The following is a 17,235-nucleotide window of genomic DNA, read 5'->3' as shown; positions in this document are numbered from 1 at the left end:
CTGGTCCCGGCTAGGATTCAGCCTGGTCTCGGCTCAGGGTTGCACTGGAGCGATCGCCCAGCGTGATGGGCGCGCCTGTGGTCTGGCCATGGGCCAGCAGCAACTGCGACACCGCGTTTTCCGCCTGCTCGTCCAGGCCGCGGAACATCAGGCCGATGCCATCCTTGTTGCGGTGGACCACTAGCGCCGGCAACCGGACGCTGCAGGGGCCATGGGCAGAGGTAACCGTGAGCCGTACGTCCAGGCAGCCATTGCAGGGTGCCCGCATGGAGGTATGCACGAACAGCCCGCCCTGGCATATGTTCCAGGCGATACCGGGGCCGAATGCACCGTCAGTGAAGTGCAGGCTCACGGGTATCTCGATCGGGACACGTCGATGCCAGCGGTGTTCCATCATGGGTGCTGTCTTGCCTCGATTCCGTTGTGCGAATGCTTGGGGCCGATCGCTTGGGGCCGATCGCTTGGGGCCGGTATTTTTGGCCAATTCATACCCTTAGTGTAGGACAGGATGCGCCTAATTACTCGGCATTCGGCGAAAAAACCTGGGTCCGGCGCAGCCATCTGAACAGCCGTCTGTACAGCTCCCTGCAAGGCTGATGGGCAGGCCGCTGCCAAATCAGGCAAAATAACCGGCTGAGACGAGACTGGCAGCGAGCGAGTGGATGACATCGAGCACCAAGGCACACCTGTCCGGACGGGGCGGACCGGGTCGGCCCCGGCCGGGGGAGGATGTCTGAACCGATCCGTCCAGATCGACGCGGAAGAGCGGACACTGGAGGCCGTGCCGGAGTCGGCCCCAGAGTCGGTGCCGGAGTCGGCTCCAGAGTCTGCCGAGCAGCCGGCGTTTCCGGACACCGCCGCGGGTACCCACCTGACGCTGTATCCGGCATCCGCCGGCACGCTGATGCTGCGGTGGCATCTGGAGCCGGGACTTGCCGAGGAGGCCCGTGCCGCCTTCGGCCGCGCTGCCCCGGTGGCGACTATCCGTCTGCTGCGGCTGGATGTCTCCGCTCCGCCCCGGATCCAGGCTTCGGCCTCCGTGGGTGCGATCGAGCACTGGAGCGACGGTGGTGCACTCTACGACTATGGCGGCGACGGCGAGTTCCTGGCGGAACTGGGCCTGGGCACCGCAGACGGCGGCTGGGTGTTGCTGGCGCGGTCCAACCGCTGCCGGTCCGTTGCGGCGACGTCTCTGGCACGGCCCGAGACGAAACTGCAAGTTACATCCGGGCCAGTCGCGGAACAGAGCACGGAATCCGTCACGGAACGCGTCACAGCCCCAGTCAGGTGCCCGATACCAGAATCAGTGACGGCAACGGAACCGGATCCCGAACCGGAGCCGGAGCCCGAATCGGAGCCGGAGCAGAAGTCAGCGCCGGCAAAGAAGCCGGAGCCGGAACGAAAGCCGGAGGTCAGGGCCGGCAGCGGGCCGCTACGTCGCCCGGCATCTGCACAGGGCTTCGAACTGGACGCCGAACTGCTGGTCCATGGCGGGGCCGCCCCGGGGACGCTGCTGGATCTCGGCGGACATGCCTACCGGGTCGGGCCGGGCGGACGTTTCTCGTTTCGGCTGCCGTTGCGCGAGCGGGCGCTGATCCTGCGCCTGCTGGCCGGTGTGCCGCACCTGCCGGTGCTGTCGCGGGCAAGGCCCGGCGAGGGCGTCCATGGACCCGGCCGGGATTCAAATCAGGATTCATCTATGCACATCATCATCGCCACCCCCGAGTGCGCGCCGGTTGCAAAGGCCGGCGGACTCGGTGACTTTGCCCACGGCCTCTCACGCGAACTCGCGCTGCAGGGGCATCGGGTGGAGATCGTGCTACCCAGGTACGACAGCCTGCGCCTCGACCGGATCGACGGCCTGCGCAAGGTCTTTGCGGACCTGTGGGTGCCGTACCACGACGGCCATGTCCGCTGTGATGTGGAGCACGGCGAGGTGGACGGCATCAGCTGCTATTTCATCGAGCCGCATTCCGAGCAAGCCTTTTTCCGGCGCGGCCGCATCTATGGCGAGCCCGACGACCCGGTGCGCTTTGCCTTCTATGCACGGGCGCTGCTGGAGTTCCTGTTCAAGAGCGGTCGGCAGCCTGACATCATCCACTGCAACGACTGGCAGACCGGGCTGGTGCCGGTGCTGCTGTACGAGGTCTACGCCCGGCTCGGCATGGATCGCACCCGCGTCTGCTTCACTCTGCACAATGTCGGCTACCAGGGCTGGACCGATGATCAGGTGTTGCGGGTCAACGGCCTGGACGTGGAACGCCTGATGACCGCCGACCGGCTGCGCGATCCGGGCAACCCCGACGCCGTGAACCTGCTCAAGGGCGGCATCGTGTTCTCCAACTTCGTCACCACGGTGTCGCCGCGTTACGCCTGGGAAGTCCAGCACACGGAGCAGGGGTACGGTCTGCAGTCGCTGCTGTTGCAGTACGACGACAAGTTCGGCGGTGTGCTCAACGGCATCGATGGCGACATGTGGAATCCCCAGACCGATCCCCTGATCCCGGCGCCCTACGGCCCCGAGACGCTGGAGCGCAAGGCGCGCAATCGCAGCGCGTTGCGCGAGCGCCTGCGGCTCGCCGACGGGCCCAAGCCGGTGGTCTCGGTGGTCAGCCGGCTGGACCGGCAGAAGGGCGTCGAGCTGATCCGGCACGGCATCTTTTACGCCTTGGAGCAGGGCTGCCAGTTCGTGCTGCTGGGCAGCGCCCTCGAGCCCGCCCTGCAGGCGGAGTTCGCGCAGATCGCGCGGGAACTGGAGACACACCCTGACTGCCATCTGGAACTGGGCTACGACGAGGAACTGGCGCACCTGATCTACGCCGCTGCCGACATGATCCTGATCCCCAGCGTCTACGAGCCCTGCGGCCTGACCCAGATGATTGCCATGCGCTACGGCTGCGTGCCGGTGGTGCGGCGGGTGGGGGGGCTCGCAGACACGGTCTTCGACGCCAATTACAGCGATCGCCCCTTCGCGGAGCGAAACGGCTACGTCTTCGACGATTTCACCCCTGCCGGGCTCGAGTCCGCCCTCGGTCGTGCCATCGGCCTCTGGCGCCGCCATCCGGAGTACTTCCGGCAACTGCGCCTGAACGGCATGCGCGCGGATCATTCCTGGGCGCAACCGGCGCAACACTACCAGGCCATCTACCGCCACATCCGCGTCCAGCGGTCCGACGGCGTGGACTGATCACGGCGCGCCGCCTGTGGGTCGCCAATCGGGCCGCCCCCGGTCCGGCACTATCAGTCTGGTTCCCTCAGTCCGGCACGATCCGCAGCAGCTGCCCCTGGGCCGCATCGGTCAGCACGTGGAGCTCGCCGTCGGGCGCCTGGCGGACATCGCGCACCCGCTGTCCGATGTCCAGTGTCTGTTCGCCGGCGATGGCGCCCTGGTGCCGCTGCAGCCGCCGGATCTGGCGGAACTTGAGGGCACCGCTGAACAGGTCCCCCTGCCAGGCGGGAAACGCCGTGCCGGTGTAGATGGCCAGCCCGCTGGGGGCCTTCGATGGTGTCCAGACCACCACCGGATCGATCACATCCGGCCGGCTGCGTGCGTCCGACACCGGCGGTCCCCAGTACTCCATGCTGTAGGTCACCTCGGGCCAGCCGTAGTTGCCGCCGGCGACGATCCGGTTCAGCTCGTCGCCGCCGCGGGCGCCGTGCTCGTTGGCCCAGACCTCGCCCGTCTGTGGGTCCAGCACCATCCCCTGGATGTTGCGATGGCCATAGCTGTAGATCTCCGGCCGCGCGTCCGGGTGATCGACGAACGGATTGTCCGCGGGCGCGCGGCCGTCTTCGGTCAGCCGCACCACCTTGCCGAAATGGCTGCCGAGGTCCTGCGCCAGGGTACGGATCGGCACGCCGTTCAGGCTGATGGGCGGATTGCCGCCATCACCGATGCTCATCAGCAGGGTGCGGTCTGGCAGCCAGAGCAGGCGTGAGCCGAAGTGCTGGCCGCCGGACTTGGCATCGGCGTTGCGGAACAGCACGACGACGTCCCGCAGCTGCCGGCCGTCCAGGCGCCCGCGGGCCAGGGCCGTGCGGTTGGCATCGGCGGTGCCCTCGGCGAAGGTCCAGTAGAGCAGCCGGTTCTGCGCAAAATCGGGGTGCGGCGCCAGATCCAGCAGGCCGCCCTGGCCGCAGTCGGTGCAGACCGGCGGCAGGCCGGTGATCGGTGCTGGATCGAGCCGGCCGTTGCGCAACAGTCGCAGTCGGCCGGGGCGCTCGGTAATCAAGGCCGACCCGTCCGGCAGCCAGGCGATGGCCCAGGGGTGCGCGAGCCCGTCCACCACCGGCTCGGCCCGCCAGCCGGTGGCTGCCGGGGCCTCACCGCTCGGCGTCAGCGGGCCGGCCTGGGGCGAGCAGGGACCCAGCAGCAGCGCCGTGAAGGCGAGCAGGGCGGCGGGGCTGGACGTTCTTGGGTCAGGCACGGCACCCTCCGGCGAGATCCGATAAGCGTCTGGTCAGTATAGCCCTGCTGGCGATGGCGCGGGCGAGGCGCGCTGGTCACTGGCGGGGACGGCCGGTCAGCACCGCCGCGGCGCGCAACAGCGCGAACGCCAGCAATACCGCCACCAGTGTCGGACCGAAGGGCTGGTCCAGCATCAGCGCGAGCTGGAACGCAGTGAGATACCCTGTTGCGCCGAGCCCCAGGGCCAGGGCCAGGGCCCAGCGCCAGCCGGGGGCCAGCGCGAAGGCGATCCAGGCGGGCACGAAGGCCAGCGCGAAGGCCCCCATCAGCCCAAGGGTGGCGGTGCCGATGGCCAGCGCAAGGGCGCCAAGCAGATCGAATGCCAGATGCCAGCGCCAGGCGGGCAGCCGGTTGGCTGCCTCGAAACGCGGGAACAGCCGCGCCCGCAGCAGTCGCGGGATCAGCCAGGGCAGGGCGAGCGCGGTGCCGACGGCCAGCGCGGCGGCGGCGATCAGCTCGGTCCGCCCGGCAAAGTACAGCTGTCCCTGCATCATGGCATGCCCGATGGAGTCGCCAAGGCCGCTGTTGGCGGCGGTGAGCAGCATGGCCGACCAGCCGGCCAGGATCATGAAGGCAAAGGCGACGTTGCCGCGCAGGCCGAGCAGCGCCTTGGCAGCACCGGCGGCCAGCGCCGCCAGGGTGCCGCCGAGCACCGCCGGCAGTCCAGCGGTGAGTCCCAGCAGCGCGCCGGCGGCGGCCAGGTGAGCAAACCCCAGCGCCGCCAGCCATTCGTCTCGCAACAGCAGCAGGCTGCCGATCAGCGGCAGCGTGCAGGCCAGTAGCAGACCGCCGAGCAACGGCAGCCGGAACAGCGGGTCCAGCAGGTGATAGTCAGCGACCATCGCTCTTCGGTCCTAGGCTGATCACCGGCGGTCAGGTCCCGATTTCCAGGATGCGGGAACAGGAGGCGTCGAGAAAGCCGCGCTCGTGACTCACCAGCAACACGCCCCGCCGATCTGCATCGGCCTTTAGGAAGTCGACCAGCAGGGTCTCGTGGTGCGGGTCCAGGTTGTTGGTGGGCTCGTCCAGCAGCACCAGATCGGCCGCGCCCTGCAGCGCGGCCCAGACACCCAGAAGCTGATACTGGCCGCCGCTCAACCGGTCCAGCCGCTGTCGCAGCAGTGCAGCAAGGGGCGTTGGCAGCGCCGGTCGGCCGCGCTGGCGCCGGTGCACCGGGCGGTCATCAGCCGCGGGGCCGGCGGCGCGCAGCAGGTCGAGCCCGGTGAGCGGTGACGCGGACAGCCGCACCGGGCGTTGCTCCTGATAGGCCACCCGGGTGCCCGGGGCGCGTTCGATGCGGCCGCCGAAGATGCGCGCCCCATGGCCGATGGCCTGCAGCAGGGTGGACTTGCCGCTGCCGTTGCGCCCCCACAGGCCGACCACTTCGCCGCGTGCGATTTCAAACGACAGCGGCCCAACCACCGGCCGGGCATGACCGGCCTGCAGCGCATGGACCCGCAACAGGGGCCCGGCGTCGGCGGCCGCGGGCGATTCAGCGGGCTTCGGCAATGGTGTCGACCCAGAGCTCGATGTGGTGCAGATAACCCGCGCCGTCGGCGTCCATCGGCGGCTCCAGCGTCAGTTGCCGGCTTGGCCAGTCCAGGCGGAGGGCCAGTTGCCGCGCCGGTTTCGGCGACTGGTAGGGAGCGTAAACGATGACCCCGCGCCGGCCTTGCAACGCCGCCGCGAGTGCGGCGATCTGCCGGGCGGTGGGGGGGACGCCGGGTGTCGGCTCGATGGTGCCGAGCAGGGGCACGCCGAAGCGCGTGAGCAGATACACCGCATCGCGGTGATGGAGCACCACCCCGGGGGCGTTCTCCAGCCGGTCCTGCCAGAGGGGCAGACGTTCCGCGACCTGGGCGGCAAATACATCGGCGTTGCGCCGGTAGTCCGGTGCCCCGGCAGGGTCCAGCAACGCCAGGCGTTCGGCCAGGGCCACGGCGATGTCCGCCATGCGCACCGGGTCCATGTTCACATGCGGATTGCCGCCGGGATGCACATCGCCCAGCGCGCGGTCGGCGGGTCCGCCAGCATCCAGCAAGGGCACCTGGGCCGCCGCCTCGAAATAGCCGGCGCTGCCGGGCAGGATTGCCGGATTGGCGGCGCTGGCGATGGCCGGCGGCAGCCAGCCGATCTCCAGTTCGGCGCCGATGGCGACCACCAGGTCCGCGCCGCGCAGCGCAAGGATCATGCTCGGCTTGACCTGCAGGGCATGCAGGTCGCGGTTGGGGCCGGCCAGCACGGTCAGCGTGGCCCGGTCGTCGGCAACCGCGCGCACCAGGGCGCCCATGCTCGGGCTGGTGGCAACGATGTCCAGGGCCCGTGCCGGCAGCGCGGTGACGCTGGCCAGCACCAGCAGGAGCGTGATGATCTGTCGCATCAGGTCATTCCTCAGAAGGCGTGGGCCCCGTGGCTGCCGAGGCTCATCAGGAACTGCAGGTAGAAGGCGTCGAAGCGCTCGCGCTCGTTCTCCGCCACCAGGATGTCGTTGTGGGCGTATTGCGCGCGCAGTTTCGAGAACTCCGACAGGCTCCAGGTGACATCCGCGGTCCAGCGTTCGGACGAGCCGAAGTCATCGCCGCTGCCGCCGCGGACCTCGTTGGTGAGTCCGAGCACATCGTAGCGCAGCCCGGCCGTCCAACGGGGTGCAAAGCCGTACAGCGCCTGGGCGTAGAGGCCGTCGGTGACGAAGCGACGGGAACCACCGATCTGTTCCGGGTGGGCGCTGGCGCGGATACGCAGGTCCTTGCTGGAGCGTAGATACTCGGTCTGCAGCTTGAAGTCGCCCTTGCCGTGGGCGCCGGCGCCGTCGTACTTGTACACCAGATCCAGCCCCCAGAGAATGGCATCGCCCTCGAGCCCGGTGCTGTGGATCTCGTCTTCCAGAGCGGGTACCTCGTCATGGGCATCATCCCCGTCGTCATGGGCATGCACATGCTCCAGTACCAGCTGTTGCTGTCTGTTGTAGGCGTAAGACGCGCCAAGCCGCAGCGCATGGTGCTCGCCAATCTCTGGCGCGACCTTGACGAAGGCGGTCATCAGTCGCGGTCCGTCTTCGGTGCTGTCCAGGTTCAGTGCCGACTGTTCCGTCTCGCTCAGCGTGGCGCCGAAGACCTCCTGGTCGCCCTGCAGGGCCTCGACACCGAACAGGGTGTAGACCGGCAGTTCCGGCAGCCAGGTGAGCTGCAGGCCCGTGTCCTGCAGGCCATGCACGCCGAGCAGGTTCAGGTAGGGCAGGTTCTGATCGACGAAGTCCCACTCATGGGGGTGCTGGCGATTGGCGTAGCCGAAGTCGCTGAGGAACTTGCCGCCCTTGACGCGCAGACCATGGGGCAGGGCGCGGGTCTGAAAGTAGCCTTCCTCCAGTTCCACATTGCCGTCGCCGTCGATGGCGAGATAGAGCGCGGCGTCGAAGTAGGGGTCCACCGTCGCCGAGAAGCTCAGCTCGGCCTCACGGAAGTTGAAGCCGTTGTCCGCAGTGCCGTGGGCATGACCATGGTCGTGAGCATCGCCATCGGCATCCGCATGGTCGTGGGCCTGGCCCGAGCTGGCCTGAAACGCCTCGCTCACCAGGGCCGAGCCCGCGCCGTCCAGGTCGTCGTGATAATAGTTGCCGTCAAGAATCGCCGAGATCTGCGGGTTGAAGGCGTTGCCGGCACCCATGGCGCCGAAGACACCGCCGCCCGTCTGAGCCGCAGTACCTGTGTCAGAGGAATGGACCACCGCTGCGGTCATGGACCTGGACACAGGCGCGGCGGCCGAGCGTGCCGTGGTCGAGGACCGTGCAGACGGTCCCGCACCTGCGGCCTGTCCGGCGACACGCTCGGCTCTGGCGGCCTTCTGCTCTGCCACGGCCAGGCGTTGCTCCAGTTCGCCGATTCGCGTCTCGTACTGCGCCTGCATGTTCGCCAGCATTGCGCGCAGTTCGGCGATTTCGGCATCACTGGCCGCATGCACGGCCGTGGGTGCCAGCAGCGCCGGGGTCAGCAGCGTCGCGGCAACGGTTTGCCTCATGGCAGTCTTGGGCATCAGAGAAGCTCCCGGGAGTCAAATGCGCGCCGTCGAGGCCGCTGTCGGAGCCAGCCGCCAGAACGCCGCGCTGTCGATGTCGTCGCAGAATGTTATGACATAACGTTATGGAGCTCAAATCGGAGAGTCATCGAGCCAGATCTGGCAATCTTCGCGTCAGCACGCATATCGCAGTCCATACCTGAAACGACCGCGGAGAATCACATGCGACAGACTCTGATGGGAGCCCTTTTCGTTGGGCTCATGGCAAACGGCATCGCAACGGCGGTGGCGGATGACGAGGAAGACCTGATCGGCCACATGACCCGCATGCAGTATTTCGCGCACAAGCTGGCCTTGTCGATCGACACCGGAAATCAGCCGCTGCAGGCGTTCTACGCCCACGAGGTCGAGGAGCAGATCGATGGCCTGCTGGAGATCGAGCTGTTCGACGACATCCATATCGCGCAGCTCGCGCAGGAGTACCTGGTGCCGCGTTTCGAGACCCTGGAGGCCGCCATCAAGTCCGCCGACGGCAGCCAGGCCAGCAAGGCCTTCGATGACCTGGTGGAGGGTTGCAACCGGTGCCATAGCGCGGCGAAACATGCCTACATCAGGATCGAGCGGCGGGCGGACAATCCCTTCATGCAGATCTTCGCGCCTTGAGTCTCGTCCGGTGGGGGTTATACCTGTTGCAGACGCGATTTCGGTTTTCGCGGGTTGGGTGTCGGCCAACGGGGCACGCCGTGAATACATCCCTGTAGGCTTCTCGATCGCATCCCTGCGATCGAGACCCCCGCCAGCCGACACCCAACCCACTCAGGCTGGGGCCGAAATCTGGTGGTTCTTTGCTAGACCAAGCTGCTGATTGATTGGCCTCCCTGATAGGATCCAGGCCAGCAATCAGCACGCGGGACCTCCTGTCCCTAAGTGGTGACGCCGATCTTTTCCAGGACCTGTCCGATCATCGGCTCCAGTGCGGCCTGGGCGGTCGCGCTGAGCTGGTAGCTGGCGTAGCCCCACTCGGCCCCCCCGGCGGAGATGAGCCAAGCCTCGGGCGCCTTGCCGTAGAGGGCCTGGCACCAGGCGAGCAGCTCGCGGGGGTCGTGAAAGTGGGCCATGGTGGACAGTGCCGTGGCGTCCGGTGTTAGGGGCCTGCAGCGAACCTCGCCGGGGGCGGTGTCGGCGGAGGCATCGAGAAACAGCGCCAGGTCCGCACCCTGCATGTCCTCCACCAGCTCGGCCGTGAGGATGTGGCGGGACTGGATGTCGACGCTGTCCGGCAGGCGTCCCGCCTCCTTCAGTGATGCCAGTCGGTCGGCCGCCAGGGGACCGATGGCGTCATCGCCGCGGATCGGGCTGCCATAGCCGATGATCAGTGCGCGTCGGCTGGTCATGGCTGGGTGCGTGATGCGTATGGCATAAGTCCGGGGTGCGTCTGGGCGGAATCCGGCCGGGAGTCCGTCGGTTCAATCCCGCGCCAGGCGCTTGACGACCTGCCCGGCGGCGTCCTTGACCTCGATGACCATGGGCATCTGGCCGAAGGCGTGGGAGGCGCAGGACAGGCAGGGATCGTAGCAGCGGATCACGGCCTCGACGCGGTTGAGCATCCCTTCCTTGATGTCGTTGCCGTCGACGTAGGCGTCGGCCACCTGCCTGATGCTGCGGTTCATGGCCAGGTTGTTGTGGCCGGTGGCGATGATGAGGTCCACCCAGGTGATGAGGCCGTGCTCGTCGATCTTGTAGTGGTGCATCAGGGTGCCGCGCGGCGCCTCGGAGACACCGATGCCCTCGCTGCGGTTGCCGCGGGCACGGGCGCGCACGCGGGTGTCGAGGATCTTGGGGTCCTTGAGTAGCCGCTGCATGCTCTCCAGCGCGAAGATGATCTCCACCAGCCGCGCATAGTGGTAGTGGAAGCTGGAGGCCACGGGGCCGGAGTCCTCCTGCAGGGTGCGGAACTCGGCCAGGGCGACATCGGCGAAGGGGGTGCCGCAGGCATCGGCGTTGTTGAGCCGGGCCAGGGGGCCGACCCGATAGATGCCCCGAGGATAGCCCAGCGGCTTGTAGTAGGGGAACTTCATGTAGGAGAAGTCCTCGACGGCCTCGCCGATGATGCGCTCATAGTCGCTCGGCGGCACCTCGTCCTCGACGATGCGGCCCTGGGCGTCCTTGACGCGCAGGAAGCCGTCGTAATGCTCCAGGTTGCCCTCGCGCGAGACCAGGCTCAGGAACAGGGTCGGCATGGTGCCGAAGTGCTCGGCCTCGTCCTTGAACTTGGGTACCAGAGTCTTGAAGAAGGCGTAGGTGTCCTTGGCGATCTGCAGCCCCTCGGGCAGCATCGCGAGCATGGCGCTGCGCTTGTCCTCCGATAGTGCCTCGTTGACACCGCCGGGCACGACCCAGGTGGGGTGGATCTTCTTGCCGCCCAGCATCTCGATGATGGTCTGGCCGATCTGGCGCAGGCGGATGCCGTTTCGGGCCAGCTGCGGATCCTGCGCCATGACGCCGAAGATGTTGCGCCGGGCCGGGTCCGAGTCCCAGCCCAGCAGCAGGTCCGGCGAGGACAGGTGGAAGAAGCTCAGGGCGTGCGACTGCACCAGCTGGGCCAGGTTCATGATGCGCCGGAGCTTCTCAGCCGTCGGCGGGATGGTGACGGCCAGCAGGTCGTCGCAGGCCTTGTTCGACGCGAGCAGGTGGCTGACCGGGCAGATGCCGCAGGTGCGCGCCGTGAGGGCGGGCATCTCGCGGTAGGGGCGGCCTTCGCAGAACTTCTCGAAGCCGCGGAATTGGGTCAGATGGAACTTGGCGTCTTCCACCTCGCCGGTATCGGCCAGCTGCAGCGTGATGCGCGCATGGCCCTCGATGCGGGTGACCGGTTCGATGCTGATGGTGCGGCTCATGTCTGGTATCCGGTGGGGTGATGTGACATCTTGACGGCGTAAGCGGGGCCAATGACCGTCTGTTGCTGGCCTCAGTTGCCGGGGGCGCCGAGGATGACTTGGCGGGCCGCGGCCGCCCGCGCCGGGTCGATCTCTGCGATGAGATGCAGGTGCGCCCCCGGTTCCGTGCTGCCACCGCGGGCCAGCCGAAAGGCCTGGCTGATCTCGCTACCGTCGGCGCTGCGCAGCGTCGCCGTGAGCGGGACCTCTGCGCCGACGGCGGTCCAGCGTTCCGGTTCCTGCAGCGGCGCAGTGATCTGTAGCAGCATCTCCAGACGCCCGCTGGTCGGATCGAATTGCTTGTACGCGATCTTGAGCACACCGTTACCGAGGGCGTCGCCGACCTGCCAGACGATACCGTCCGTGGGCGGCAGGGTGGTGGCGCCGCGGTCGTTCTCGAGCGCCATCACGCGCTGGGCGAGTGCACTGACCTGCCTCTCTAGCTCGGACAGGCGCTCGTCGGTGGGCTGGGCCGGCAGTGTTGCCGGCGCGATGGCCAGACCACCGCCGAGCAGCCCGGCGAGGGCGGCGGCGCGGTGGCGGGCAGCACATCGGCAAGGCAATGGGCGGGTTGGACTGAGCATGATGGCGAAGGCGACTCCTCAGGCGCCGAAGCGCGTCACCTGGCTCGGGTCCGGCGTGCGCCCGGCGATGAGCTCGCTCAGCACATAGTGGATGGCATCGGCGCGTGGCGGGCAGCCCGGCACGAAGATGTCGACCTTGACCACGCCATGGATGGGTTGTACCACGGGCAGCAGTCGCGGCACGCCCTCGGTGGGGATCTGCGGGTTCACCTCGACGTTGTCTCGATAGGCGCGCTCGATCACGGCGTCGAGCTTGAATGGATTGCGCATGGCCGGGACATTGCCGTTCACAGCGCAATCCCCCAGGCTCACCAGCAGCGTGCAGCGCTGGCGGAATTCGCGCGCCTTGTGCAAGTCTTCTTCGTTGCTGATGGAGCCCTCGAGGATGCCGACGTCCACCTGATCCGGTAGCGTCTTGCTGTCCACCAGCGGGCTGTAGACCATGTCGATGCAATCGGCCAGGGCGATGAGCCGCTCGTCCATGTCCAGAAACGACATGTGGCAGCCCGAGCAGCCATCGAGCCAGGCGGTGGCGATGGTCACCTTGCGCGGTGGCGATCCCGACGTCGGTGCCTGTGCGGATTCCGCTGCCGACTCCGATGCTGGCTCCGCGCCTGTCCCGGCGGCCGGGTGGCTCATCGATGCTGTCGCGGGGGTGTTCATCGCAGATGCCTCCGTCGGGCCAGGATCGGCAGGAACTGTTGGTCTTTGACCATCTCGCCCACCGATGTGCCCTGCTTCACCAGGGCGCCGGTGGGACAGACCTGCACGCACTTGCCGCAGCTGGTGCAGGTGCTGCTGTCGCCCCAGGGGCGGGCCAGGTCGGTGATGACCTTGCAGTCGCTGCCGCGCCCCATGACGTCCCAGGTGTGAGCGCCCTCGATCTCGTCGCAGACGCGCACGCAGCGGGTGCAGAGCACGCAGCGGTTGTGATCGACGCGGAACATCTCGTGGGAGCTGTCCACCTCGTAGCCGGCGTTGCGATAGGGCATGCGCACATGGTCGACGCCGCATGTCTGAGCCAGCCATTGCAGCTCGCAATGGCCGTTGGAGACGCAGACCGAGCAGACGTGATTGCGCTCGGCGAAAAGCAACTCCACCAGGGTGCGCCGATAGCGCTGCAGCTGCTCGGTATTGGTCTGCACCTCCATGCCCTCGGCGACGCGCGTGGAGCAAGCGGCGACCAGGCGGTTGCTGCCGCTCACCTCCACCATGCACAGCCGGCAGGCGCCGACGATGGACAGGCCCTCCATCCAGCACAGGCTGGGGATGGGGATCTTGTTCTCGCGGCAGACCTCGATGAGGGTCTCGTCCTCGCGCGCTGAGAGATCGAGCCCGTCGATCTTCAGCGTGACAACGCGGACATTGGCTTGTGGGGCGGGTAGGGGCATCGGGTGCTCCGGGGCCTGGTTGCCGTTCAGTGGCCAGAGGGTGTGGTGAGCTTCTGCTCGTATTCGTCGCGGAAGTAGCGCAGCGTGCTCAGGACCGGATTCGGCGCGGTCTGGCCCAGGCCGCAGAGGCTGGTGGCCTGAACCACCTCGCAGAGCTCTTCCAGCAGGGTCAGGTCAGAGCGGCTGGCGCGGGACCTGGCGATCCGGTCCAGCAGGCTGTGCATCTGCCAGGTGCCGGTGCGGCAGGGAACGCACTTGCCGCAGGACTCGCTCATGCAGAACTCCATGAAGTAGCGCGCCACGTCCACCATGCTCGCCGTCTCGTCCATGACGATCATGCCGCCCGAGCCCATCATGGTGCCCAGGGTCTTGAGGCTGTCGTAGTCCACGGCAACGTCCAGATGCGCCTCGGGCACGCAGCCGCCGGAGGGGCCGCCTGTCTGCACCGCCTTGAAGGCCTTGCCCCCCGGGATGCCGCCACCGATCACCTCGATGATGTCGCGCAGCGTGGTGCCCATGGGCACCTCGATCAGACCCGTGTTGACAATGGTGCCAGCCAACGCGAAGACCTTGGTGCCCTTGGAGCGCTCGGTGCCCATGGCGGCAAACCAGTCGCCGCCCTCGCGGATGATGGGCGCGATGTTGGCGAAGGTCTCGACATTGTTGATCAGCGTCGGATGGCCCCAGAGTCCGGACTCGGCGGGATAGGGCGGACGCGGGCGCGGCTGGCCGCGACCGCCTTCGATGGAGGCCATCAGGGCGGTCTCCTCGCCACAGACGAAGGCGCCGGCGCCGAGGCGGATCTCGATATCGAAATTGAACTCGGTGTCGCAGATGTGGTTGCCGAGAAAGCCCGAGCGCTTGGCCTTGCGGATCGCCGTCTTCAGGCGCTCCACCGCCAGGGGATACTCGGCGCGCACATAGACAAAGCCCTTGTTGGCGCCGATGGCATAGGCGGCGATGGCCATGCCCTCCAGCACCCGATGGGGGTCGGACTCCAGGATGGCCCGGTCCATGAAGGCGCCCGGATCGCCCTCGTCGGCGTTGCAGATGACGTACTTTTGCTCCGCCGGTGTCTTCGCCACCGTCGACCACTTGAGTCCGGTGGGATAGCCGCCACCGCCACGCCCACGCAGGCCGCTGGTGGTGATCTCGGCAATGACGTCGGTGGGCGTCATCTCGGTCAGGGCCCGGACCATGGCACTGTAGCCGCCGACGACCACATAGCCGCGGAAACTGTTGGGGTCGATGATGCCCGAGTGCTCGAGCACCACCCGCTGCTGGCGGGCGAAGAAGGGCAGGTCGCTCGGGCAGTGCAGACGTGCGACGGGCGATGCCTTGGGGTCGACGGCGCTGGTCAGGATCTCGCCGGCGTCGTCCGGGGTCACGTCACGGTAGATGACGGATTCGTTCAGGCCGTCTTCAGGCCCGGCGACGGCGACAAGGGGGCCGGCTGAGCAGAGCCCCATGCAGCCGACGCCCTTGATGCGGCACTTGCGGCCAGGTGCATCGGCTGTCGCCTCGCCGGCCGCCGTCAGGGCGTCGTACACCGGCTGGGCACCCGAGGACTGGCAGCTCGCGGCCATGCAGACACGCACCTCGACCTCTGCATCGGCAGCCTCCTGGCGGTATTTATCGGCCAGGTCGTCCAGGTCGTCCAGATTCATTCCGCGATCTCCTGCTCGAGGCGCGCGACGAGCTGCTCGGTGCCGAGCTTGCCGATGACCGTGCCGTCCAGCACCACCGCCGGGGCCAGGCCGCAGGCACCGACACAGCGCGCCGACATGACCGACAGGGCCTTGTCGGCGGTGGTCTCGCCCGGCGCGACGCCGAAGCGCTGCTCGATGCCCTCGATCAGCGCGCCGGCCCCCTTGATATAGCAAGCCGTGCCGGTGCAGACCACGCAGGCATGTCGGCCCTTGGGCTTGAGCGCGAACAGGTGGTAGAAGGTCGCGACCCCGTAGACCTTGCTCAGGGGCAGGTCAAGGGAATCGGCCACGAAGGTCATGGCCTCCTCGTCCAGGTAGCCGAAGGCGTCCTGAACGCTGTGCAGGGCCTCGATGAGCGCGTGCTCAGCGTAGCCGTTGCGGCGCATGGTGGCATTGACCAGCTTCCAGCGCTTGTCGGCACTGGGCAGATCGGGTCGTTGTCGCTGCATCTGGGGCCCCTTTGGTCGTCGTCGCTGTCTGCCGGTGCGACGTCTTTTCCACTATTGAAAACATGGGCAATGCGAATTGTCAAAATAAACTTTCATGACGCCCGCGCCATGCCGCAGGAAGGTGCAGGATTGCTTCTGCAGCCATGGCCATGCACCGGTCTGGACGCTTTTTCGGCGCTGACGGGAGGCGCTATACTGAGCTGCATCCGCGACCGGAACGGTCGCAGCGCCGAGCGAGCCGTCCATGGAGCACAAAGCAGACACACCGGCATCAGTGACGACGGACGACTGCCGTCCGGACGACGCCGAGACCAACGGTCGCCAGGTCGCGCAGCGACGCGGCATTTACCTGTTGCCCAACCTGTTCACCACCGCCGCACTGTTCTGCGGCTTCTACGCCATCCTCTCGGCCACCGCCGGTCGCTTCGAAGAGGCGGCCATCGGCATCTTCGTGGCCATGATCCTGGACGGATTCGACGGCCGCATCGCGCGCATGACCAACACCCAGACCAACTTCGGCGCGGAGTACGACAGCCTGTCCGACATGGTGGCATTCGGCGTTGCGCCGGCGCTGGTTGCCCATCACTGGAGCCTCGAAGGACTCGGCAAGCTGGGCTGGCTGGTGGCCTTCGTCTACACCGCGGCCGCGGCACTGCGGCTGGCGCGCTTCAACGCCCAGCTGGGTATTGCCGACAAGCGCTACTTCCAGGGGCTTGCCAGCCCCTCTGCCGCGGCCATCGTCGCCGCCGCGGTCTGGATCGGCGCCGACAACGGCATCGACGGCGCCAGCGTCAGCTGGCTGGTGGCCGGGCTCACCGCCGGCGCCGGCCTGCTGATGGTGAGCAACTTCCGCTACCACAGCTTCAAGGCGCTTGACCTGCACGGCCGGGTGCCATTCATGGTGATCGTGCTGGTCATGCTCGGCATCGCCCTGGTGGTGCTGGACCCGCCCATCATCCTGTTCCTGATGATCCTGACCTATGCCCTGTCCGGGCCCGTGCTGACGCTGTTCAGCCGACGCCAGCGCCGCAGCCAGCGCAAGTCCTGATGCAAATCAGTGCTTGACACCCCGGTAAATCAGCACTAGAATTCGCGGCTTAAGTTCTTCCCCGATAGCTCAGTTGGTAGAGCAACTGACTGTTAATCAGTGGGTCACTGGTTCGAGTCCAGTTCGGGGAGCCAACAAGATAAACGGCTTAGTCTCATCCGGGACTAAGCCGTTTTTCGTCTGGTCGCCACTCCGTCACCACGGGAACAAACTTCCCCCGGCTGGTTGTAGTGACAGTGTATTTAACTTTGCCGCCCCGGCATTAGCAGGCCCATCGCCAAGACCTGGTTGTGGCTACGGTGTACGTAATGTGCCAACCTGCAATGGGTACGCGCACCGCGAGGTTTTCGGCGGGATCTGGGCCGGCTGAGGTGTCCGTGCCGGACGGCGACCGGGCGGTCAGAGATGATGGACCTGGGCGCTGAGCAGCTGGACGAAGTCGCCACCAATCACGACCCCCACTGGCGTCGCTAGCGCGAAGACCAGAATCAGCGGCAAGGCCAGGCTGTGCGGCCGCGTGCTGCGCTCCAAGTGAATACATCCCTGTAGGCTTCACGATCGCATCCCTGCGATCGAGACCCCCGCCAGCCGACACCCAACCCACTCAGGCTGGGGCCGAAATCTGGTGGTTCTTTGCTA

The 17,235-nt window shown here is 67.2% G+C and carries 17 protein-coding genes and 1 tRNA gene; 4 read left to right on the top strand and 14 right to left on the bottom strand.

Translation table 11 applies throughout. The features are described from left to right. Nucleotides 1-10 precede the first annotated feature (10 nt). Nucleotides 11-394 carry a PilZ domain-containing protein gene (locus F2Q65_RS16800; protein WP_281291055.1) on the bottom strand — a complete coding sequence of 128 codons (384 nt, stop codon included), beginning with the start codon at nt 392-394 and terminating at the stop codon, nt 11-13. A 387-nt stretch (nt 395-781) separates the two neighbouring features. Between F2Q65_RS16800 and glgA the strand changes: the two genes are divergently transcribed. Beyond that, a complete protein-coding gene (glgA, locus tag F2Q65_RS20335; RefSeq protein ID WP_342782256.1) occupies nt 782-3,187 on the top strand; it encodes a glycogen synthase GlgA in 2,406 nt (801 codons plus the stop codon). A gap of 67 nt (nt 3,188-3,254) precedes the next feature. On the opposite strand, the gene F2Q65_RS16790 is transcribed toward glgA, so the two are convergent. The 5 genes from F2Q65_RS16790 to F2Q65_RS16770 form a co-directional block, all read right to left on the bottom strand. After that, nucleotides 3,255-4,427, bottom strand: coding sequence for a PQQ-dependent sugar dehydrogenase (locus F2Q65_RS16790; RefSeq protein ID WP_246156302.1), 1,173 nt, complete (start codon nt 4,425-4,427; stop codon nt 3,255-3,257). A 76-nt stretch (nt 4,428-4,503) separates the two neighbouring features. Beyond that, complete coding sequence (locus F2Q65_RS16785; protein WP_150094561.1) at nt 4,504-5,310, bottom strand: metal ABC transporter permease; 807 nt, start codon at nt 5,308-5,310, stop codon at nt 4,504-4,506. 31 nt (nt 5,311-5,341) lie between these two features. Continuing rightward, entirely contained in the window at nt 5,342-5,977 is a 636-nt protein-coding gene (locus F2Q65_RS16780; RefSeq protein WP_150094560.1) for an ATP-binding cassette domain-containing protein, read from the bottom strand. Then, a complete protein-coding gene (locus F2Q65_RS16775) occupies nt 5,961-6,848 on the bottom strand; it encodes a metal ABC transporter substrate-binding protein (protein WP_150094559.1) in 888 nt (295 codons plus the stop codon). The genes F2Q65_RS16780 and F2Q65_RS16775 overlap by 17 nt, the downstream gene beginning before the upstream one ends. A gap of 11 nt (nt 6,849-6,859) precedes the next feature. Then, nucleotides 6,860-8,497 (bottom strand): TonB-dependent receptor, encoded by a 1,638-nt coding sequence (locus F2Q65_RS16770; RefSeq protein ID WP_246156301.1) that lies wholly within the window; start codon nt 8,495-8,497, stop codon nt 6,860-6,862. A 204-nt stretch (nt 8,498-8,701) separates the two neighbouring features. On the opposite strand from F2Q65_RS16770, the gene F2Q65_RS16765 reads away from it, so the two are divergent. Then, the gene (locus F2Q65_RS16765; protein WP_150094558.1) at nt 8,702-9,142 is read left to right on the top strand and encodes a hypothetical protein; all 441 of its coding nucleotides are present in this window, start codon (nt 8,702-8,704) and stop codon (nt 9,140-9,142) included. A 260-nt stretch (nt 9,143-9,402) separates the two neighbouring features. Here the strand turns inward: F2Q65_RS16765 and F2Q65_RS16760 are convergent, their stop codons facing one another. The 7 genes from F2Q65_RS16760 to hoxE all read right to left on the bottom strand — a co-directional run bounded on the left by F2Q65_RS16760 (nt 9,403) and on the right by hoxE (nt 15,548). Then, entirely contained in the window at nt 9,403-9,873 is a 471-nt protein-coding gene (locus F2Q65_RS16760; protein WP_150094557.1) for a hydrogenase maturation protease, read from the bottom strand. Between the two features lie 72 nt (nt 9,874-9,945). Continuing rightward, on the bottom strand, nt 9,946-11,376 hold the full coding sequence (locus F2Q65_RS16755) for a Ni/Fe hydrogenase subunit alpha (protein WP_150094556.1): 1,431 nt from the start codon (nt 11,374-11,376) through the stop codon (nt 9,946-9,948). A gap of 71 nt (nt 11,377-11,447) precedes the next feature. Continuing rightward, complete coding sequence (locus tag F2Q65_RS16750) at nt 11,448-11,999, bottom strand: hypothetical protein (RefSeq protein ID WP_150094555.1); 552 nt, start codon at nt 11,997-11,999, stop codon at nt 11,448-11,450. A gap of 18 nt (nt 12,000-12,017) precedes the next feature. Continuing rightward, entirely contained in the window at nt 12,018-12,662 is a 645-nt protein-coding gene (locus F2Q65_RS16745; RefSeq protein WP_281291054.1) for an NADH-quinone oxidoreductase subunit B family protein, read from the bottom strand. Continuing rightward, nucleotides 12,659-13,390, bottom strand: coding sequence for a bidirectional hydrogenase complex protein HoxU (hoxU, locus tag F2Q65_RS16740; RefSeq protein ID WP_150094554.1), 732 nt, complete (start codon nt 13,388-13,390; stop codon nt 12,659-12,661). Before hoxU ends, F2Q65_RS16745 begins: the two co-directional genes overlap by 4 nt. Nucleotides 13,391-13,416: 26 nt before the next feature. Then, nucleotides 13,417-15,057 (bottom strand): NADH-quinone oxidoreductase subunit NuoF, encoded by a 1,641-nt coding sequence (nuoF, locus tag F2Q65_RS16735; protein ID WP_150094553.1) that lies wholly within the window; start codon nt 15,055-15,057, stop codon nt 13,417-13,419. Further along, complete coding sequence (gene hoxE, locus F2Q65_RS16730) at nt 15,054-15,548, bottom strand: bidirectional hydrogenase complex protein HoxE (protein WP_150094552.1); 495 nt, start codon at nt 15,546-15,548, stop codon at nt 15,054-15,056. Before hoxE ends, nuoF begins: the two co-directional genes overlap by 4 nt. Before the next feature lie 244 nt (nt 15,549-15,792). Here hoxE and pssA point away from each other — a divergent pair, with 244 nt between their 5' ends. Next, nucleotides 15,793-16,596, top strand: a complete 804-nt coding sequence (pssA, locus tag F2Q65_RS16725; protein WP_150094551.1) for a CDP-diacylglycerol--serine O-phosphatidyltransferase — start codon at nt 15,793-15,795, stop codon at nt 16,594-16,596. Between the two features lie 58 nt (nt 16,597-16,654). After that, nucleotides 16,655-16,730 (top strand) — tRNA-Asn (locus F2Q65_RS16720). A 265-nt stretch (nt 16,731-16,995) separates the two neighbouring features. Here the strand turns inward: F2Q65_RS16720 and F2Q65_RS20245 are convergent. After that, complete coding sequence (locus tag F2Q65_RS20245) at nt 16,996-17,127, bottom strand: hypothetical protein (RefSeq protein WP_281291053.1); 132 nt, start codon at nt 17,125-17,127, stop codon at nt 16,996-16,998. Between the last annotated feature and the right edge of the window lie 108 nt (nt 17,128-17,235).

The sequence above is a fragment of the Thiohalocapsa marina genome, from assembly GCF_008632335.1.
Classification (GTDB): Bacteria; Pseudomonadota; Gammaproteobacteria; order Chromatiales; family Chromatiaceae; genus Thiohalocapsa; species Thiohalocapsa marina.
Note: the sequence above shows the minus strand (reverse complement) of the source record. Positions and strands in the feature narration are given on the sequence as shown.